The sequence below is a fragment of the Coprococcus eutactus genome (assembly GCF_001404675.1).
Taxonomy (GTDB): domain Bacteria; phylum Bacillota; class Clostridia; order Lachnospirales; family Lachnospiraceae; genus Coprococcus; species Coprococcus aceti.
This window is the reverse complement of sequence record NZ_CYXU01000002.1, coordinates 95,615-115,946: the sequence shown is the minus strand read 5'-3', so window position 1 is coordinate 115,946 and position 20,332 is coordinate 95,615. Positions and strand designations below refer to the sequence as shown.

Here is a 20,332-nt window from a genome sequence, read left to right as displayed (position 1 = left end):
AAGAAAAAATAGAAGTGGAAATGCTGTCCCCTCTGATGGCAGAGTTTATCCCGGACTATTCAGATATTGTGGATCTGGATGATGCGGAACCATTGGAAGGACCTGACCTGGTGCAGTATCAGCCATCTATAGCAGAAAAGGTTGACGAGATCAACCGGCTCGGTATGCCTGACAACCAGCCATGCAACCTGATTGATTATTTTGACCGAAATAAGGACATTAAGGAAAAAGTGGAACGCATTACAATGGCGGTAAAAGAACAGGATGGTGTTTTATATGGCTGTGCAAACCTGACACTCCGGGAGAATCTGACACCAGAGGAATACCGTGTGGTGGGGCAGTATCTGAGAGGCCAGTACAGCGATGGCTGGGGAGAAAGTCTGGAACAACGGGAGATCAAGGTAGACGGCGGTGAATTATACTTACATTTCTATGTCGGTGCCGGCTCGGATTTCCAGATACAGGTGAAAGCACCAGAAAACGAGATGCAGGAACAGCAGCCGAAACCAAATCCGTCCCGTCCGAAGCTGAAGCTCTTAGGGCATGACGGAAATATTTTCTCAATCCTTGGGGATGCCTCAAGATTGCTCAGATGTGCCGGGATGTCCGAACAGGCCAACGAGATGGCAGACCGTGTCCACAAGAGTGGCAATTATTATGAAGCACTGGGAATCATCAGCGAATATGTGGAAACCGAACTGTCGGATCACCGTGAACAGCGCAGAACACCGAGAAAAGAAGTACCAAAAAAAGAGGATACCTGCCGATGAGCAGTTCCATAGATAGAAGCACTTCCAGAGAAATCTGGGAAATAAGCAAGAGGAAGGATGATGCCTATGGGAAATACCCTGAAACTTGAAGATCTTTTAAAACCGGACTGTCTGCCGGATGAGTCTGCCGGAGGGGAGAACTGGCGTATCTTGCATGGGGATACCTTAAAGCTGGTAAAAGGATTCCAGCCGGGGATTTTTGATGCAGTCGTGACCGATCCGCCCTATGCGTCCGGGGGAACCAAGCAGAATGAACGCAACCGCACCACCAACCAGAAGTATAGCAGCATGAAAGCAGAGAATGCCCTTCCGGACTTTGATGGGGATAACAAGGATCAGCGTTCCTGGACCCACTGGATGGCAGAATGGCTGTACGATGTGCGGAAAGCCTGCAAGAGAGGGGCTCCGATCTGCCTTTTTATTGACTGGAGACAGTACCCGTCTATCACCGATGCCCTTCAGTGGGCAGGCTGGATCTGGAGAGGAACTGCAGTCTGGGACAAAGGAAATTCCCGTCCGCAAAAAGGCAGGTTTCGCCAGCAGGCAGAATACATCGTGTGGGGAAGCAACGGTCCGATGCCAATCAACCGCCCGGTGTCCTGTCTTCCGGGTGTGTTCCGTTATGGGAATCCCCAGAACCGCATCCATGTGACAGAAAAGCCGCTCCAACTGATGAAGGATGTCATCCAGATCTGCGAGCCGGGCGGCCTGATCTTAGACCCGTTTGCCGGAGCTGGCACGACCATCCTTGCGGCGACAGAGTCGGGCTATCAGGCAGTCGGCATCGAAGTGACGGATGCATATTATAAGCTGGGAAGCGACCGTGTCCGTATCGCACTGGAAGCCGGGGTAGGAGCAGAGAATAAAGAACCACAGTAACCGGATGTCTGCCAGACATCTGAAAAAAGGAAGAAAAGAATCCAGATGTCCACAAGACATCCACAGAGCCGGAATGCTTTGTGGGTGTTTCTTTTTGGAAAAACGCCGGGCAGAGGAAACTTGTCTGGTCAGGAAAGGAGATGGTCGTATTGGAACAGGCACTTGCTTATGTCTGCTGCTCTGCAGAAGAGGGAAAGACCAAAGTACAGCGGTACTGCCGGAAGATCTACGAACTGGGATATGTGCCGATCTGTCCGCAGTACAGCTTTTCCCCATTCCTTGATGATGGGGATGCGGAGGATATGCAGGCTATGCGGAGAATGTCCCATCAGATCTTAAGACGGTGCAGGATGGTGGTCGTCTGCGGAAAAGAGACCACCGGGACGATGAACACGGAGATCAGCATGGCTGACAGACTCCATATCATCTGTACCACGCTGGATGGGTTAAGCAAAATCAAAGAAAACGAATAATTCCGAAAAACGATAGGTTCAGAGGGGACGAAGCAAAATGCGACTGGTTTTGCAAGCATAGCGTTTGGATATCCAAACGCACTTTGGGGAGAACCCCAATCCCCCATATCGAGCCGTAAACAGACGAAAGGAGAACGAAGAAATGTTAGGATTTATACTTGGCACAATGACCGGAGGGGCAATGGGCGTGTTTGCAATGTGTTTACTGATCTCAGGAAAACGGGAGGATGAGGCACTGGAGCGGTGCCGGATGAAACCAAAGGAGATCATTGACCACGGCGTGTGCATCTGTTTTGTAAACAGTCAGGGACAGGAACTGTTCCGGCTTTCAGACGGGGAGAGCCTTGTGCAGAATGCCCCAAATGGAGAGCGGAACGTATCCACCTGCCATTATCTGGATGCAGAATCTGCCATGATCGATGGGAAGAAATGGAACCTTCTGGAATTTGCGAAAGAGATGGAGAAAAGAGGAATCATGCTTGCCCCGATGGAACTGTGCCGGGTACCGGAAAGGGGGTGAGGCCTATATGAAGAAAAAGATTATTGCTGCAGCCGTAGCCATTGGCGTGCTGACAGGATTCCTGATCTGGAAAAACCGTGAAATGTAAGGAAACGATCAATAACCCGTTGGAAAGCAGGTGAAGAGATGAGAAAAAGAAACCATGTGATACCAGTCCGCCTCAATACAAAGGAGCTGCGTTTTCTGGAAGAGCAGGTAGAAAAAAGCGGCCTGTCCCGTGAGGAATACATCCGTTCCCTTGTCATGGGCGGCGAAGTCCGGGCAAGACCCTGTGAACATCATACCGAACTTTTAAGGAAAGTATCCGGTCTGTGCAACAATGCCAATCAGCTTGCCCATGTAGCCAATGGATGTGGGATGGCAGGGGAAGAGAATATTCGGGAAATGCTCCGCATGACGAAAGAGACATGGAGGCTGGTCAAAGAGGAATGGTAGCCGATGGCATACACCAGTATCATCCCGGTCAGCCGTCTGGACAATTCCATTACTTACATTCGAAACAAGGATAAGACCACAAAGAAAGGACAAAGTGCCGGCTCTCTGGAAGAAGCTATTCAATATGCAATGAACCGGGACAAGACGGAGCGTTCCATTTTTGAGAATGCCATTGGCTGTGTCTGTGAGACTGCTTATCAAGATATGGTAGATACAAAGAAACGATACAACAAGATGGACGGGGTGCAGGGCTTCCATCTGGTGCAGAGCTTTGCCAAAGGGGAAGTCACCCCGGAACTTGCCCACCAGATTGGCATGGAGCTGGCAGAAAGACTCCTTCAGGGAAAATATGAAGCTGTCATCACCACTCATTTGAACACGGAGCATTACCACAACCATATCGTGTTTAATTCCGTGAGCATGAAAGATGGGAAAAAGTACCATAGTAACAGCAGGAGCTACTACGAGGATGTGCGGAAAACTTCGGATGCCTTATGCCTGAAATACGGCTTATCAGTTATCGAACCGAAAAATGGCAAAGGGAAATCTTATGCCCAGTGGATGGCAGAACAGGACGGAAAGCCAACCTGGAGAACCTCGATCCGTCTGGATATCCGTGATGCGGTGGCAGAAAGCTTCACATGGAAACAATTTCTGGACCAGATGAAGCAGAGAGGATATCAGTGGAAGCTGAATCGGAAGTACATCGCATTGAAAGCACCGGGGATGGAACGGTATATCCGTCTGCGGAGCCTTGGGAAGAATTACTCAGAAGAGAGCATTCGGCAGTGGATCTTACAGCCCAAGAGCAGGACAACTGCTGGAAAAGAAGGAGCTTCCCAGCCCCCGAAAAAGAAGTTAAAAGGGATACAGGCCCTGTACTATTCCTATTTGTATCAGATGGGTGTTCTAAAGCAGAAGCCGAAAAGAATCTCCCCAGTGCTCCGGGCAGATATCCGAAAACTGGATGCCAGGATCGAGCAGATGGAATTTCTTCAGAAGTATCAGATTACCACCCGTGAAGAACTGATGGCATACCGAACCCCGTTGGAAGAACAGGTGCAGGCACTCACAAAAGAACGGAAGCGGCTCTACCGGAGCGAACCGGACAGTGTTAGGATCGGTCAGATCACCGAAAAACTGAGGCCGCTTCGGAAGGATATCCGTCTTTGCATCCGGATCGAACAGCAGTCTAAAGAGATGGAAGAAAAGATGCGTCTGGCAGAGCAGATCCAGAGACAGGCAGAACAGACGGAGAAAAACAGACAACCGAGAACAGAAAGCAGGTGAACAGTATGAATTATGGAGGCGATGCGGCGGATCAGATCGTCCGGTATTCCTTGGACGGCGTGGACCACGGGCTCAGACTTTCGGGTACGCTGGCAAAGCATCTGGCGGTATTTGTTGCCGCCGTATTAAAAGACCAGAAGAAAACGAGGGGCAGAACCCGGATGGTGCGGATGTTAAAGGAGAACAAGCCATTGAAGTTCTTTACTGTGCCGTCTGACCGCTTGCGTGAATTCTGCAGTGAGGGCAGGAAGCGAGGGTTGCTCTATGTGATTATCCGTGATAAAAAGAACCCGGAGATGAGCGAGGTCATGGTCTTTGCGGATGACGCAGCCAAGGTCAACCGGGTTATGGATAAGATGAATCTTGATTTTGTAAGAAGTGAAGTCGGGGAAGCTGTCCATGAGGTAACCGCTGGAATGGAAGCACCGGAAACCGAAACAGTACAGAAAATCGTACAGATGCCAGAGGGCGAGGTGCAGTTTGAGATCAGCGATCTGGACGAAGCATTCCAGGTCGGTGACATGGATTTTTCTCAAGGAGAGAAGAATCAGAATCATCCTGAAAAGGAGTCTTCCGAATCGGAAAATTTTATCCCGGTGCAGGAAGAGGGGGAAGAGAATCTGTCCGGCTTTTCCTTGCACAGCAGAAATATTTCTACCGGGCAGGAAAACGGGACTGATGGAGCAAAGCCAAGGGAACAGGAGCGTCCCAGTGTCCGCCGGGAGCTGGAGAACATCAAACGGGAGAAAGCAGAGGAATCCCAGAAGCGGAGCCGGGAAAAGAACCGTGGACCAAAGAAAACGCAGAAGAAAGCGAGAAATAAACGAAAGGTGAAAGCGAGGTAGAAGATGGACCTGACAAAATTTTTAGGGCAGGACACGCAGGAACCGTCCGCCCAGCGGCTATCGAAAGAGGAATATGCCGCACAGAAAAAGCAGGAGAGGGAAGAAATCTGGGGCATGATCGATGGAAAGGCACAGGAGATCTTCCAGAATGGGGACTCCTTAAAAGGATTCCTTGATTTTATGGGACAGTGTAAGCCACAGAGGACAGACAACCTGTTCCTGCTCTATGCACAGAACCCGGAGATCCGGCAGATTAAGACCTTTGAAAAATGGAAAGAAGAAGGCAAAGTAGTCAAGACCGGAAGCAAGGGATACAACTTCATTGTCGGACAGGAATACGAAAAGGATGGTGTCATCCAGCAGGGATACTCCATCCAGAAAGCCTATGACATCAGCCAGATTCGCACCAAACAGCCGGAAGAGGCGGAGCCAAAACCGATGGACCAGTTGATGGAAGCACTGCTGACCGACAGCGAGGTACGGATTCAGATCGCAGACAACCTGCCGGATAAGGTACAGGCACAGTATATCCCGAATCAGCGGACGATCTATGTCCGAAACGGCATGAGTGAAAATACAACATTCCATTCCATCAGCCGGGAACTGGCGTATGCATCTCTTGACCATCACGATGGAAGCTACAGCCGGGCAGGGGTAGCGGCACAGGCTTATTGTGCGGCGTATGTGACAGCACAGAAATATGGCGTGGATGTCTCCGGCTTTTCCTTTGACAAGGTATGCGAGATGCAGGCATTCGGACAGAAAGATCCGAAAGAACTCCGCTCCTTTATTCAGAATGTAAAGAGCGCAGCCTATTCCATTGGCAAGCAGGTAGACCGCAACCTCGGCAAAAGTGAGCAGGAATTTATGCCCGATGAATTTGCCGTCCCAGAGGAGAAATCAGAGAAACCAGCCAAGAACAAAAAGTCCCCGGAACGCTGATAAAAGGGGTTTTTCCGGCTCTTTTGCAGTAGCTTTCCGGGAGGAAGTGTGGTATGTTGTGGTTGAGAAAAAAGAGGAAAAAAGGAGGCTCGCCTATGACAAGAATGCGATATGTAAAGATGGACCGGATCATGAACCATATGCTGATCCATGCCCTCCGGGAAGTGTTCCGGCAGGAAAAAGAACAGGGGCTTCCGGTGGATACCACACGGGATCTGGTTCTGAAGCTGGCAGAGCAGGAAGAAGGAAAGCTCTACCTGACAGAAGCTGAACACACCAAATCTGTAGAAGCTTTAAACAAGCTCCGGGACACATACCTGAAAAACGGACGCTATTCCGATGGGATCGACAGTGTCCTGTTAAAGATCATGAAATCCAGATACCGCCGCCCATACCGTGGACGGGGAAGATAAAGAAAGGATGTGGTACGAATATACAGAAATATGACACAAGAAAGAATAGAAGCCATGAGGAGAAGATATCCGCCGGGAACAGAGGTCACGCTTAACAGCATGGAGGGGGAGAGCCACATGCCACCCGGCTTAAAAGGTAAGGTGGATATGGTAGACGATGCAGGGCAGATCCACGTAAACTGGGAGAATGGAAGCAGCCTTGCCCTCGTTCCTGGAGTGGACAGCTTCCACATTACGGACCTGCCAAGAGCAGAGAGGCCAAAACAGCAGCCATCCCGGTAACAAACAGCCGGAAGTCAGACTGGGTGATCTGGCTTGCCGGACTGCCTGTCATCTGGTGGGCAGCGATCCTGATTGCGGATGCTATTCAGCCGGGCAGGAATCTTTTTGAGCTGATGGAGGTTCTAACGGAAAAACTGAACCACCCCTTCCAGCTTCATTATACGGAATATACCATCAAGTCGGTGCTGGTCTGCACGTTACTTTACGCAGCCGGGATCGGCATTTTTTATTCCAGCCAGAAGAACTACCGCAGAGGGGAAGAACATGGTTCCGCCAGATGGGGTGATGCCCGGCAGATCTGTAAGAAATACAGCCAGAAGCCGTACTCCCAGAACATCCTGCTGACGCAGAACTTCCGCATCAGCCTGGACACCCACGAGCACCGCAGATGTCTCAACATCCTCGTGGTGGGAGGCTCCGGTGCAGGAAAATCCAGAGGCTTTGCCCTGCCGAACATCATGCAGTGCTGCTGCTCGATGGTCATTACAGACCCCAAAGCCGAGCTGCTCCGAAAGACAGGCGGTCTGCTGGAAAAGAAAGGATATGAGGTGCGTGTCTTTGACCTCATCAATCCCGACACATCTTTTTGCTACAATCCATTCGAGTACGTCCACGATGACAAAGACGTACTCCGTCTCATTTCCAATCTGATACAAAACACCACACCCAAAGGTTCCCAGTCCTCCGATCCGTTCTGGGAGAAGAGCGAGACAGCACTGCTTCAGGCACTGATGCTGTATCTGCTCCATGAAGCTCCGCCGGAAGAACAGAACTTCGCCATGATCATGGAGATGTTAGGCTCGGCACAGGTAAAAGAAGAGGATGAGGACTACGAGTCCCCTCTGGACATTTTGTTTGACCGTCTGGAGATGCGGGACCCGGACAGCATTGCCGTCAAGCAGTACCACATTTACAAGCAGGCGGCAGGAAAGACCGCCAAGTCCATCCTGATCAGTGTTGGTGTCCGTCTGGCAGCCTTCAACCTGCCGCAGATCGCCAAGCTGACCAATACCGATGAACTGGATCTTTCCAGCATGGGCGAAAGAAAAGTTGCCCTTTTCTGCTGTATTCCGGATGCGGACACCTCTTTGAATTATCTGGTAGGTATGATCTACAGCCAGCTTTTCCAGACTCTTTATTATATGGCAGACCGTGTGCATGGCGGTGCCCTCCCGGTTCCGGTCAACTGTATCATGGATGAGTTTCCAAACGTATCCCTGCCAAATGAGTTTGAGAAGATCCTGGCAACCTGCCGTTCCCGTTCCATTTACTGCAGCATCATCATCCAGAACATGAGCCAGCTAAAGGCTCTGTTCAAGGACTCCTGGGAAAGTCTGGTGGGCAACTGCGATGAGTTTTTGTACCTGGGCGGCAATGAAAAAGAGACACACAAATATGTATCAGAATTACTGGGGAAAGAAACCATAGACACCAACACCTACGGGCAGACCAAAGGAAAATCCGGCAGCTACTCCACCAACTTCCAGCAGAGCGGAAGGGAGCTGTTACAGCCGGATGAAGTCCGTATGCTGGATAACCAGAATGCACTTCTGTTTATCCGCGGGGAACGGCCCATACTGGATGCCAAGTATGACCTGATGAAGCATCCCAACATCCGGTATACCGAAGACGGCGGTGCCGGCCCGTTCAACTATGCGAAAGCACCGCTGGCACATGACGATTTTACCTTTGACGAAACAAGATATAACGACTACGAACTGCTTCTGGATGAGGACATCATCGGGGAGCTTTTTTGATTGGAGGAATGCCGATGAATTTACTGAAAAATAAGAAACACACAGAAACAAAAAAAGAGACCACACCGCTGAAGATGAAGAGAGGGCAGAAGAAACTGTTTGCCCTGTATGCGGTGATGGTGCTGACTTTCTGCATTGGGGCAACTTGCGTTTACGCTGCAGGCGATCCGCTGGCAGTCGTCAATAACCTGTCCACGTTTATCTTTTCCCTGATCCGTGCCATTGGCCTGATCCTGCTTGGATTTGGTATCGTGCAGGTCGGCCTGTCCCTAAAGAGCCACGATCCGAGCCAGAGGGCAAACGGATTCCTGACACTGGCAGGCGGTATCATCATTACCTTTGCAAAAGAGATCCTGGATCTGATCATGGGTTAGGATCAGAGACCAGAAGGGGAGCCATGCGAAATGCGGGTTCCCCGCTCACTTTTGCAGGATGGGAGGTGAAACTGTTTGAGTGATAACTGGATCGTACAGAATCTGAATTCTGCCTTGCAGACCTGGAGTGACAAGCTGGCCGAGATCTGGACACTGCTGACGCAAAGCCCGGAGAATTTCAAGGGCGGTGCGATCTGGAGCGTGATGACGAACATCAACGGAGGGCTCCGAGCCATCGGGTACGGCCTGCTGGTCTTATTTTTTGCGGCAGGGCTGGTGAAAACCTGTGGGAGCTTCACGGATATGAAGAAGCCGGAACACGTAGTGAAAGCCTTTATCCGTTTCGCACTGGCACAGGGAGCCGTCATGTCCGGCATGGAGCTTCTGACGGCAATTTTTTCCATTGTGCAGGGAATCGTGGCAAATATTATGTCCCATTCCGGGATGGCAGGTGGAACGGTGACGGAACTGCCCTCAGAGATTGTGGACAAGATCGAAGCAGTCGGGATGCTGGAATCCATCCCTTTGTGGATCGTAACCCTGTTAGGCAGCTTGTTAATTACCGTGCTTTCCTTTGTGATGATCCTGACTGTATATGGAAGAATGTTCAAGCTGTATATGTACACAGCCATCGCACCGATCCCGCTGGCAACCTTTGCCGGGGAACCAACCCAGTCTGTAGGGAAGAACTTTATCCGTTCCTACGCCGGGGTATGTCTGGAAGGTGCCATCATCGCACTGGCCTGCATCATCTTTTCGGTGTTTGCGGCGAGTCCGCCGGCCGTCGGGGATACCAGTCTGTCTGCTGTGACGATTGTCTGGAACTACATCGGGGAGCTGGTCTTTAACTTACTGGTACTGGTCGGGGCAGTGAAGGCATCTGACCGGATCGTAAAAGAAATCATGGGATTATAGGAGGCAGAAAGGAATGGAAGAACCAAAGAAATTAATTTATGACAGTGGAGAGCAACCAGAGGAAGTATTCTTACGGGTCAGCGGCTACTTGGACAGAGACCGCCTGTATGTCGGGATTTACCAGATAGAATATGGCTACCCGGAACTTTTTTCCGACCTTACGGTGAACCTGCACCATGCTCCGCTGAACGGTGTGAACGAAGCCTATATCGACCACAATTTCAGCAAAGAGCATCTGCGTTTTATTCGGAAATACAAGCTGGGCAGGGTACTTCCGGAGACCGCAGTTTCCGGTTACTGCACCTTTCAGAAGGTCGCCTTTGACCTGAAGAAACTGGCAGAATATGATCCGCAGGGAACCAGAGAATTTATGGAAAGCCACGGCATCCAGATTGCGGATGCACCAAAGCAGAAACCAAAGAACAAATCACAGAGAGAAAGGTAGAAAACAACATGGAAGTGAAAATGAATAAAGAAATCCGAGACTATCAGGAGTCAATGTTCTGGGGCTTAAGTTTCCGGCAGTGCTTATTTTCGGTACTGGCGATCCTGGCAGCCCTTGGGATCTATTTCCTCACCCGGAAATATGCCTGGGAACAGGTAACCGGATGGCTGTGTGTGCTTGGGGCGGCTCCCTTTGCAGCCTGCGGTTTTTTCCGTTACCACGGCATGACGGCAGAACAGTTCGCATGGACAGTCATCAAATCCGAACTGCTGTACCCGAAACGGCTGGTATTCAAATCGGAGAACCTGTACTTTTCCTGCATGGAAGAGAGCCTGCGGCTGGGTGAAAAAATGATGGGAAACGGAGCGGAGCTTCTGGAGAAGAAGCGGACGAAACAGAAGAAACCAAAGAAGCCAAGAGGAAGGGGTGATGCCTTTGATTAAAACCCTGAGTCAGACACTGAAACAGGACAAAGAAAAATTTAAAGTACCGAGGTCTGTCCAGCAGGCAATCCCCATCCGCAAGATCTGGCCGGATGGGATTTTTCAGGTAGAGAGTAAATTTTCCCGGACATTCCGGTTTACGGATATCAATTATTCCATTGCCAGTAAAGCGGACAAGACAGAAATGTTCCTGGATTATTCCGAACTTTTAAATGCACTGGATTCCGGCTGTACTGCGAAGATTACCCTGAACAACCGTAAGATCAACAAAGAAGAGTTTGAACAGTCCCTGCTGATCCCAATGAAAGGGGACGGGCTCGATGAATACCGGAAGGAGTACAACGACATGCTCTTGTCCAAGATCTCCGGTACTAACAACAGCATCTACCAGGAACGCTACCTGACCGTCAGTGTCCACAAGAAGAACATCGATGAAGCCAGGACCTATTTCGCCCGTGTGGGAACGGATATCATCACCCATCTGGCCAAGCTGTCCTCCATCGGGGAAGAGCTGGATGCAGAGCAGAGGCTCCAGATCTTCCGGGACTTTTTCAAGGCAGATGTTCTGCAGAGTTTTCCATTTGACATGAAAGCCTTTGCGAAAAAAGGGCACAGCTTCAAAGACTGGATCTGCCCGGACACGATGGAATTCCACAACGATCATTTTAAACTGGGTGAGCAGTACGGAAGAGTCCTTTTCATGGAAGATTACGCCAGCTATGTGAAAGATGAGATGATCTCCGAACTGTGCAGCCTTGGCAGGAACCTGATGCTGTCCATTGACATCATCCCGGTGCCGACAGATGAAGCGGTGCGTGAGATCCAGAATCGACTGCTGGGTGTGGAGACAAACGTGACGAACTGGCAGAGACGCCAGAATGCAAATAATAACTTTTCTGCCGTAGTTCCCTATGACATGGAGCTGCAGAGAAAAGAGACCAAGGAGATGCTGGACGATCTGACCACCAGGGATCAGAGAATGATGTTCGGTATCCTGACAATGGTACATATGGCAGACAGCAAGAAACAGCTGGATTCCGATACGGAAACCCTGTATTCCATTGCAAGAAAACATCTCTGCCAGATGGCAACCCTGAAATGGCAACAAGTCGATGGGCTGAACACCGTCCTGCCGTATGGCCTGCGGAAGATCGATGCGGTGCGTACCCTTACCACAGAGTCCACCGCTGTATTGATTCCATTTCATACGCAGGAGATCATGCAGCCGGGCGGCATCTACTATGGGCAGAATGCAGTCAGCAAAAATATGCTGGTGGCAGACCGCCGGAAGCTGTTAAATGGAAATTCGTTCCGATTGGGAGTCAGCGGTTCCGGAAAGAGCTTCTCGGCAAAAGAAGAGATCGTAGACCTTGCCCTTTCCACGGAAGATGACATCCTCATCCTCGATCCGGAGTCGGAGTTTGCTTCTCTAGTGGAAGCCTTAAACGGAGAGGTCATCCGGATCTCGGCAACCTCGGATACCCATCTGAATGCACTGGATATGGATTCTGCCTATGGCAATGACCGAAATCCTCTGATTGAGAAGTCAGAATTTATCCTTTCCCTGTTTGAGCAGCTCGTAGGAGCCGGAAACCTTTCGGCAAAGGAGAAATCCATCCTTGACCGCTGCACCGCAGATGTGTACCGGGATTATATGAGGGGCGGTTACAAAGGGCAGGTGCCGACCTTAAAGGACCTGTACCGACAACTCATGCTCCAGCCGGAGGAAGAAGCCAGAGGGCTGGCTCTGTCTTCGGAACTGTTTATCAATGGCAGTCTGAACACCTTTGCCCAGGAAACCAATGTCAACACGAAGAGCCGTATCATCGACTATGACATCCGGGAGCTGGGCGAACAGCTGATGCCCCTTGGCATGCTGGTCACACTGGATTCGATTTTTAACCGTGTGATCCAGAACTGGAAGAAGGGAAAAACGACATGGATCTTTGCGGATGAGTTTTATCTGCTGTTCCGCTATGAATACAGTGCGGACTTTTTCTACCGCCTGTACAAGCGTATCCGTAAGTATTCCGGATTTGTAACCGGACTTACCCAGAACGTTGAGGAACTTCTGAAATCCGATACCGCCCGCCTGATGCTGGCGAACAGTGAGTTCCTGATCCTTTTGAATCAGGCTACCACCGACCGGGATGAGCTGGCGGCACTTCTGAATATTTCAGACAACCAGTTATCCTACATCACCAATGTGGGTGCCGGCCATGGTCTGATCCGCTGTTCCGGAAATCTGGTGCCGTTTGAAAATTCGTTTCCAAGAAATACAAAACTGTATCGCCTGATGACGACCAAGCCGGGCGAAGCGTAAGAGCGGGACAAGCCGGGACTGGAGGTGTGAGATGAAGGATATCAAAACCAAAGAAGTTACAACAAAACCAAAGACCAAAAATCCTGCCTCCAGAATCCCCAAGGAGCTGATGCGGACGGCCATACTGGAGAGCAAGGAAAAATCCCAGACCATCGCAAATGCCAGGGACAATGACATGGGAGAACAGTCCCTATCCGAATATGCCAGTGGGAAAGTCACATCCGCAGAGGAATGGGCTGCAAGAAAGACAGGCAGAACTGTAACCAGAGCCGGAAAGACAGCTGCACAGACTTCCTACGAGAAGATCAAACTGAGAGTTACTGGTAAAAAAGAAGCGCAGAAAGAAGCCGCCAGAGGAACAGGGGACACACAGGCTCCCGATCCGGTCAGTCGGGAAGCACCGAAGCAAAAAAAACGGGAACAGGGGGCATCCCGTGTGAAGGTCAAGGAACGGGAAAACCAGGAAGTCCAGATTCAGAAAGCCAAGCGGCAAAAGGCGATTTCAGATGCCGTCAAAACGAAAGAACAGAAGATCCGGGCAGCTAGGGAGACACCAAGAATCCAGAATGGACAGGAAATGTCGGAAGGTGGATCGCTTTCCATCAAAAGACAAAACCAGAAAAGCAAGGCCGAAGATACCGCAAGGCAGAATGCCATCCGCCAGAAACAGCCGGAAAGCATCCGGATCAAGGAAAAGCCACGGAAACGGTTGGAGCCGAAGACCATACAGCGGCGTACTATTAAGACCGCCCCTCCATCTGTGAAGATCAGCATCCAGCCAGAGCAGAAGCTCCGGGTGGCCAGTTCCAACGCCTTGACAGCCCGGATGCAGAAGCAGATGGAACGAAGGGCAGCGAAGCAGGCGGCGAAGAAAGCCGCCTTGCAGACTTCCGATGGAGTCCGCCGGATACAGAAAACGGCAAGGGCAGGAGAGAATACCTTCAAGGCAGCTAAGGCCGCTGTAGAAGCGGCAGCGAAAACGGTGCAGTCCATGATGGCTGCACTGGGAGCCGCCGGAGCGGTCATGGTTCTGCTTCTGGTTATCATGGTCGGGATCATTGGCGGTGCGGCATTCTCTGGAAGCTCAGAGAGCAACGAAGCACTCAGCCAGGAAGTACTTTCCTATACGGCAACCATCCAGAAATACGCCAACCAGTATGGAATCCCCGAATACGTTTCCGTGATACAGGCAATCATGATGCAGGAATCTGGCGGCCGGGGGACCGATCCCATGCAGAGCAGTGAGTGCCCATACAACACCCGGTATTCCAACAGCCCGAATGCCATCCAGGATGCGGACTACTCCATACAGGTAGGAATCCAGTATTATGCGGACTGCCTAAGAGAAGCCGGATGCACCAGCCCACAGGACATGGACAAGCTGAAGCTGTCCCTGCAAGGGTATAACTACGGAAACGGGTACATAACGTGGGCTCTCCGAAACTATGGGGGCTACAGTGCAGAAAACGCTTTGCAGTTTTCCAATGAACAGGCGGCTTCACATGGCTGGAGTGCCTATGGGGATCCAGAATATGTCCCTCACGTCCTGCGGTATTATTCTAGCGGCGGATTGTTTGCCGGCCTGTTTGGAGGCAACGGCCAGATTGTATCCGTGGCACTTACCCAGCTTGGAAATGAAGGTGGCCAGAAGTTCTGGTCGTGGTATGGATTTGACAGCCATGTAGCATGGTGTGCCTGCTTTGCCAGCTGGTGTGGAGATCAGGCAGGATTAATCGAAAACGGTAAGATGCCGAAGTTCTCTCTGTGTGATGACGGAATCGCATGGTTTCAGAACAAGGGAAAATGGAAGAGCCGAGGATACTCGCCAGCGCCCGGAACCCTAATCTTTTTTGACTGGAACGGAGATGGAACCTCAGACCATGTAGGAATCGTGGAGAAAACCGAGGGCAGTACCGTATACACCGTAGAGGGAAACTCCAGTGATGCCGTGAACCAGAGAAGCTACGATATCAATAACGGAACGATCATGGGATATGGTATACTTTGAAAATTAAAATAGAATATAAGTTATAACCTATGAAAAGAAATTTGATATGTGTAAGTTGACTTTTTTATTTGATTGAAATTTTAATTTTATATGAAATGAAAAGAACCAGTGAGAGAATCGTTAAATTTCACTCACTGGCTCAATTCGTTTCAAATTTCTCGGACAATTCTGTCAGTTCTTTCACCGTTTCCTGGGTGTGATGCAGAAAGGTGTCACGCATTTCTGACGGACAGCTGGAATAAAGCATTTTCATCTGATTGATACCTTTATCCTCCAGAGAAATATCTGGATTTATAAGCGTATCTAAAGAGATGTGCAAGATTTTTGCCAATGCTCTCAAAATCAAATAGGAAGGATTCATTTTTCCTTTTTCGATATTGGCGATTTGCTTTACAGAAACATGGCTCAGATCAGAAAGTTCTTGTTGTGTCAGTTCTTTATTCTTTCGGGCTTCCCGCATTTTCTGCCCTAAAGCAGTTAAATCATCAATCGGCATAATTGTTCACCTCAATAATATTGTATCGTTCCGGTTTATGCAAAGGAATAACCTTATTGTACCGATGAAAAGGTGCGATTATACCTATTTTGCCGTTGGAGTAATACTACAATTTGAAGCGGAGGTTTTGGATAGTCGATAAACAGTTTATATATCTATTTCAAGGTGTGTCAAGAAAGAGAAAAGTAGCCTCTTGACAAATAAATCTTCTCTGCTATAATTAAAACAGCGTTTTGAATACGATGTTTTGAAAACACCGTTTTAATAAGAAAGGTGGATGAGCGATGGCAAGTAGGATTGAAGGATTTGACGAGAAAATTCTTGCCTGTGCGAAAGAAGAATTTTTAGAAAAAGGCTATACGGATGCTTCGATACGGACGATTGCTCAAAATGCCGGTGTCAGCACCAGCACAATATATACGCGGTATTCAGATAAAGAGGGATTGTTCCGCTTTCTTGTGGAACCGGTGGCTAAAGGTCTGAAAGAGTTATTGCGGCAATCATTCAGTGATTTTTCTTCTTTGACGGGGCATGAGCAGAACGAAAAATTTATGGAATACTCAGATCGTGGTTTTGAAGCCGTGATTGCATATATCTATGAGTATTTTTCTGAATTTAAGCTGCTGATTACCGGAGCGCCGGGAAACTACTATCAGGAATTTTTAGAAGGGCTGGTACAACTGGATACGGACTGTACAAAGAAATTCTTGATTCAAGTGGGAAGTAAAGCCCTGGCGGAAGGACGAGTTACAGATGGATTCTTACACGTTGTTTCCAGTGCTTTTTATTCTGGTATATTTGAAGTAGTCATTCACGATATGCCGATGGAGGAAGCAAAAAATTATATCAATGAGCTGCGCACTTTTTATGGGAATGGCTGGAAAGAATATTACCGAAAATAGGAAAGAAGGTGCAAAGGAAATGCAAAAAACAGAAGAATTTTGTGTGGACGAAAGCGGATGGATACACTGTCCTTTTTGTAAATGCAGAACGCGGACAAAGATACGCGCAGACACTTCGTTGAAGAACTTTCCAATATTTTGTCCGAAATGCAAACAGGAATGTTTGATAGATGTTGACAATATGAAAATACGATTATCAGTAGTGCCAGACGCAAAGACGCAGAGCCGATAATTTGTTTGTGTAAATCACATGACAGATTATCGGCTTATTCTTTTGAATAAGAGTTAGTAAAATCTAACTAAAGGAGGGATTTATATGGATCAGTCGCAAGGCGGAAATCCATTTGGCAGACTTATTGAGTTTGCCAGGCCGCATAAGACTGGCTACATCGTTTCTGTTGTTCTTGCTGTGTTGGGAGTTGCCTTTGGTATCGTCCCCTATTTTGCAACAGCCAGAATGACGATTGAGTTACTCTCCGGGAATCGGGATTTATCATTTTACATGGTGTGGTGTCTGATTTCCGGCGGCTGCTTTGTCCTAAAAGCAATATTGATGGGGATTTCCACGAGGGCATCCCATGAAGCGACCTTTGAAGTGCTGTCCGAGGCAAGGCGAAAAATTGCTTCAAAACTTACCAGAGTGCCTATGGGCTATATTCTCAATACTCCGTCCGGGCAACTAAAAAATGGCATGGTGGAACGAATTGAACAGTTAGAGGTTCCCCTTGCTCATGTAATCCCGGAAATGACTTCAAATCTTCTCGTACCAATCGCAATCATCGTTTATTTGTTCGTTCTGGACTGGCGAATGGCGTTAGTATCGCTGATTACCATTCCTGTTGGAATGATGTGCTACATGGGAATGATGAAGGAATATCCCAAGAAGTATGGGGAAGTTGTAAAAGCTGGAAATCACATGAGCGCAACAACGGTAGAATACATCGGCGGCATTGAAGTCATTAAGGCGTTTAATCAGGCAGATAATTCCTATCAGAAATTTACAGATGCCGTCCATGCAAACGCAGACCTGATTTTAGACTGGATGAAAGATACACAAAAATATTCGGCGATTATGATGAGTGTATGGCCCGCGGCGTTGATTAGCGTACTTCCCGTCGGGTGCCTGTTTTACATGAGTGGTTCCCTGTCAGCCGCAACCTTTATTACGGTAACTGTCCTGTCGTTGGGAATTGCAGGCCCGCTTGTAGCCGCAATGTTCTTTACCGATGATATTGCAAAAATAGGCACCGTAATGGGTGAGATTGACGGTATATTAAACCAGCCGGAGCTTGTCCGGCCGGAGAGGAAATGTGATTTACAGAACCTTGATATTGCTCTGGAAAATGTCCATTTTGCATACGAGGAAAAAGAGGTCTTGAAAGGAATTGATCTGACAATTCCGCAGGGAAAAATTACAGCTTTTGTAGGGCCATCCGGCAGCGGAAAATCAACGATTGCAAAATTGATTGCGTCCTTTTGGGATGTGACCGGTGGGCTGATTACGATTGGCGATAAGAGCGTAAAAGAAATTTCTAACGACCAACTGAATGATTTGATTTCCTATGTATCGCAGGACAATTATCTATTTAACGATACGGTGCGCAACAATATCCGTATGGGCAAGCCAGAGGCAAGCGATTCCGAAGTGGAACAGATTGCAAAGGATTCTGGCTGCCATGAGTTTATTATGAACCTTGAGCATGGATATGAAACCGTGGTTGGCGGTGCCGGAGGGCATTTGTCTGGTGGAGAACGCCAGAGAATCGCGATTGCCAGAGCTATGCTGAAAAACGCCCCGATTGTAATCCTTGACGAAGCCACTTCCTATACTGATCCGGAAAATGAAGCGGTAATACAGGAGGCCATCAGCCGACTGACAAAGGGCAAAACATTGATTGTAATTGCTCACCGCCTGTCAACAATAACGGATTCCGACCAGATCGTTGTTGTGAAGGATGGAACAATCCAGGCAAAAGGAACGCACGAGGAACTATTAAAAGAGTGCAGCCTTTATCATACGATGTGGACAGCTCACATGGACGCGAAGGAGGTGAAAACAGCATGATACGTTCTTTTCGGAAATTCTTTGAATTTGCAGGCCGCCAAAGCCGGAATTGGTATTTGGGGCTCTTTTATGAAATCATACGCTGCATTTTAGAAGCTCTGCAATTTGCCGCACTTCTGGTAGTTTTGGATGGATTGGTTCGTGATAATATCACCGCACAAACCGCGCTCCTTGCCTTTGGCATTATGTTAGTCAGTGTGATCGGCACCATTATTTTCTGGTATCTGGCGCATGGTAAAGAAGGCGAAGGTAGCTATCGAATGTGTGAGGACAAGAGGATTCAAATTGGCAACCGCATGAAGTATATGCCGATGGGCTACTTCAACAGCCATAGTCTGGGAAATCTCACATCCGTTTCAACAGCGACCATGAGCGACCTCGAAAGTATGTCCTTTGCTATCATCGTGCGGACTTTGGTGGGTGTAATCCACGCCAGTATTTTTTCTGTTGCCATGTGCTACTTTAGCTGGAAAATCAGTTTGATCTTTTTGGCTGGCGTGATTTTGTTCATGGTAATCAACACAATGCTCCTGCGCTGCTCCAAAAGATTATCTCCCGTACGGTTAGAGACGCAGACGGAGTTCATGGATGCCGTACTGGAATACATACAGGGAATGGGCGTTGTGCGGGCGTTCCACATGGCAAAGCAGTCAAATACTACGCTGGAAAAATCCATTGATGAAACACAGAAGAAAAACCAGCTTATTGAAAGACAGCGGATTCCCTATATAGCTGCCGAACAGGTTGTCCTTCGGATTGCCAGTGCCGCCGCTGCTTTCTGCTCTATCGCACTTTTTATAAACGGTACGCTGGAATTAACATATTGTCTGATAATTTTAGTATCGGCGTTCATGATATATAGCCAGTTGGAGAGTGCGGGAGAAATGTTCTTTATGCTTTCAATGATCGATGCTTCTATTGATCGTGTGGAGGAAATCAACCAAAGTCCTCAGATTGACATTGATGGTAAAGAGCAAGCTCCAGACCGGCTGGATATTGAAATGCAGGATGTGAGTTTTTCCTACGGGGATAAAAAAGTGATCGACCATGTATCGCTCACGATTCCACAAGGAACCACAACGGCGATTGTCGGTCCGTCTGGTTCTGGAAAAACCACGCTGGTGAATCTGATTGCACGTTTTTGGGATGTTGACAGCGGAAGCGTCCGCATCGGCGGCATTGATGTAAAAGATTACAAGCTGGACAGCTTGATGAAGAATATCAGCATGGTATTCCAGAATGTGTATCTGTTCCCGGACACGATTGAAAACAATATTAAATTCGGTTCCCCAAACGCCACCCATGAAGATGTAGTGAAGGCAGCAAAGGCGGCAAGATGCCATGACTTCATTTCAGCATTGCCAGAGGGCTACCAGACGGTAATCGGAGAAAGCGGTGCGACCATTTCCGGCGGCGAAAAGCAGAGGATTTCTATTGCAAGAGCGATTATGAAAGATGCGCCCATCATTATTCTTGACGAGGCCACAGCAAATGTCGATCCCGAAAATGAAGCAGAGCTTCAGAAAGCGATTGAAGCGCTGACACAGGGGAAAACAATTATTATGATCGCCCATCGGTTGAAAACCGTAAAAAATGCGGATCAAATCATCGTTATCGACCGTGGTAAAATCTCTCAGCAAGGTACGCATGATGAGCTTATCAAGCAAGCAGGTATTTATGCGGATTTTGTTGGCATGAGAGAAAAAGCTATCGGTTGGAAAATCAAGGCAGACAGCCTTGCATAAAAGAAAGGAG

At 48.7% G+C, this 20,332-nt stretch carries 22 protein-coding genes; 21 read left to right on the top strand and 1 reads right to left on the bottom strand.

Going from position 1 to position 20,332, the window contains the following annotated elements; translation table 11 throughout:
- Positions 1-35: 35 nt before the first annotated feature.
- From ARA78_RS04940 to ARA78_RS04860, 17 genes are all read left to right on the top strand, one after another.
- Positions 36-770, top strand: a complete 735-nt coding sequence (locus ARA78_RS04940) for a hypothetical protein (protein WP_242849662.1) — start codon at positions 36-38, stop codon at positions 768-770.
- 66 nt (positions 771-836) lie between these two features.
- On the top strand, positions 837-1,649 hold the full coding sequence (locus tag ARA78_RS04935) for a DNA-methyltransferase (protein WP_242849661.1): 813 nt from the start codon (positions 837-839) through the stop codon (positions 1,647-1,649).
- 149 nt (positions 1,650-1,798) lie between these two features.
- Positions 1,799-2,122, top strand: coding sequence for a hypothetical protein (locus ARA78_RS04930; RefSeq protein WP_019162195.1), 324 nt, complete (start codon positions 1,799-1,801; stop codon positions 2,120-2,122).
- Positions 2,123-2,264: 142 nt separating this feature from the next.
- Complete coding sequence (locus tag ARA78_RS04925) at positions 2,265-2,642, top strand: DUF3789 domain-containing protein (RefSeq protein ID WP_055155772.1); 378 nt, start codon at positions 2,265-2,267, stop codon at positions 2,640-2,642.
- Positions 2,643-2,768: 126 nt separating this feature from the next.
- Positions 2,769-3,077 carry a plasmid mobilization protein gene (locus ARA78_RS04920; RefSeq protein WP_055155773.1) on the top strand — a complete coding sequence of 103 codons (309 nt, stop codon included), beginning with the start codon at positions 2,769-2,771 and terminating at the stop codon, positions 3,075-3,077.
- 3 nt (positions 3,078-3,080) lie between these two features.
- Positions 3,081-4,367 (top strand): relaxase/mobilization nuclease domain-containing protein, encoded by a 1,287-nt coding sequence (locus ARA78_RS04915; RefSeq protein ID WP_055155774.1) that lies wholly within the window; start codon positions 3,081-3,083, stop codon positions 4,365-4,367.
- Positions 4,368-4,372: 5 nt separating this feature from the next.
- Positions 4,373-5,212 (top strand): PcfB family protein, encoded by an 840-nt coding sequence (locus ARA78_RS04910; RefSeq protein ID WP_055155775.1) that lies wholly within the window; start codon positions 4,373-4,375, stop codon positions 5,210-5,212.
- Between the two features lie 3 nt (positions 5,213-5,215).
- On the top strand, positions 5,216-6,154 hold the full coding sequence (locus ARA78_RS04905) for an ArdC-like ssDNA-binding domain-containing protein (RefSeq protein ID WP_055155776.1): 939 nt from the start codon (positions 5,216-5,218) through the stop codon (positions 6,152-6,154).
- A 95-nt stretch (positions 6,155-6,249) separates the two neighbouring features.
- Entirely contained in the window at positions 6,250-6,567 is a 318-nt protein-coding gene (locus tag ARA78_RS04900) for a hypothetical protein (RefSeq protein WP_055149034.1), read from the top strand.
- A 30-nt stretch (positions 6,568-6,597) separates the two neighbouring features.
- Entirely contained in the window at positions 6,598-6,849 is a 252-nt protein-coding gene (locus ARA78_RS04895) for a DUF4314 domain-containing protein (protein ID WP_015513377.1), read from the top strand.
- The gene (locus tag ARA78_RS04890; RefSeq protein ID WP_349199660.1) at positions 6,840-8,606 is read left to right on the top strand and encodes a VirD4-like conjugal transfer protein, CD1115 family; all 1,767 of its coding nucleotides are present in this window, start codon (positions 6,840-6,842) and stop codon (positions 8,604-8,606) included. Before ARA78_RS04895 ends, ARA78_RS04890 begins: the two co-directional genes overlap by 10 nt.
- Positions 8,607-8,620: 14 nt before the next feature.
- A complete protein-coding gene (locus tag ARA78_RS04885; RefSeq protein WP_019162186.1) occupies positions 8,621-8,980 on the top strand; it encodes a hypothetical protein in 360 nt (119 codons plus the stop codon).
- Positions 8,981-9,055: 75 nt separating this feature from the next.
- Positions 9,056-9,895 carry a hypothetical protein gene (locus ARA78_RS04880; RefSeq protein ID WP_019162185.1) on the top strand — a complete coding sequence of 280 codons (840 nt, stop codon included), beginning with the start codon at positions 9,056-9,058 and terminating at the stop codon, positions 9,893-9,895.
- Positions 9,896-9,908: 13 nt separating this feature from the next.
- Positions 9,909-10,340, top strand: a complete 432-nt coding sequence (locus tag ARA78_RS04875) for a DUF4313 domain-containing protein (RefSeq protein WP_055153545.1) — start codon at positions 9,909-9,911, stop codon at positions 10,338-10,340.
- Between the two features lie 8 nt (positions 10,341-10,348).
- The gene (locus tag ARA78_RS04870; protein ID WP_055155778.1) at positions 10,349-10,783 is read left to right on the top strand and encodes a PrgI family protein; all 435 of its coding nucleotides are present in this window, start codon (positions 10,349-10,351) and stop codon (positions 10,781-10,783) included.
- Positions 10,770-13,106, top strand: coding sequence for a VirB4-like conjugal transfer ATPase, CD1110 family (locus ARA78_RS04865; protein ID WP_055155779.1), 2,337 nt, complete (start codon positions 10,770-10,772; stop codon positions 13,104-13,106). Before ARA78_RS04870 ends, ARA78_RS04865 begins: the two co-directional genes overlap by 14 nt.
- A gap of 31 nt (positions 13,107-13,137) precedes the next feature.
- Complete coding sequence (locus ARA78_RS04860; RefSeq protein ID WP_055155780.1) at positions 13,138-15,114, top strand: lysozyme family protein; 1,977 nt, start codon at positions 13,138-13,140, stop codon at positions 15,112-15,114.
- Positions 15,115-15,253: 139 nt separating this feature from the next.
- On the opposite strand, the gene ARA78_RS04855 is transcribed toward ARA78_RS04860, so the two are convergent.
- On the bottom strand, positions 15,254-15,610 hold the full coding sequence (locus tag ARA78_RS04855) for a helix-turn-helix domain-containing protein (RefSeq protein WP_055155781.1): 357 nt from the start codon (positions 15,608-15,610) through the stop codon (positions 15,254-15,256).
- A gap of 284 nt (positions 15,611-15,894) precedes the next feature.
- Between ARA78_RS04855 and ARA78_RS04850 the strand changes: the two genes are divergently transcribed.
- The 4 genes from ARA78_RS04850 to ARA78_RS04840 all read left to right on the top strand — a co-directional run bounded on the left by ARA78_RS04850 (position 15,895) and on the right by ARA78_RS04840 (position 20,322).
- A complete protein-coding gene (locus ARA78_RS04850; RefSeq protein ID WP_055155782.1) occupies positions 15,895-16,512 on the top strand; it encodes a TetR/AcrR family transcriptional regulator in 618 nt (205 codons plus the stop codon).
- Positions 16,460-16,744 (top strand): cysteine-rich KTR domain-containing protein, encoded by a 285-nt coding sequence (locus ARA78_RS13590; RefSeq protein WP_334291738.1) that lies wholly within the window; start codon positions 16,460-16,462, stop codon positions 16,742-16,744. The genes ARA78_RS04850 and ARA78_RS13590 overlap by 53 nt, the downstream gene beginning before the upstream one ends.
- A gap of 84 nt (positions 16,745-16,828) precedes the next feature.
- Positions 16,829-18,577, top strand: a complete 1,749-nt coding sequence (locus ARA78_RS04845; protein ID WP_009589173.1) for an ABC transporter ATP-binding protein — start codon at positions 16,829-16,831, stop codon at positions 18,575-18,577.
- Positions 18,574-20,322, top strand: a complete 1,749-nt coding sequence (locus ARA78_RS04840; protein WP_035304106.1) for an ABC transporter ATP-binding protein — start codon at positions 18,574-18,576, stop codon at positions 20,320-20,322. Before ARA78_RS04845 ends, ARA78_RS04840 begins: the two co-directional genes overlap by 4 nt.
- Positions 20,323-20,332: the final 10 nt, after the last annotated feature.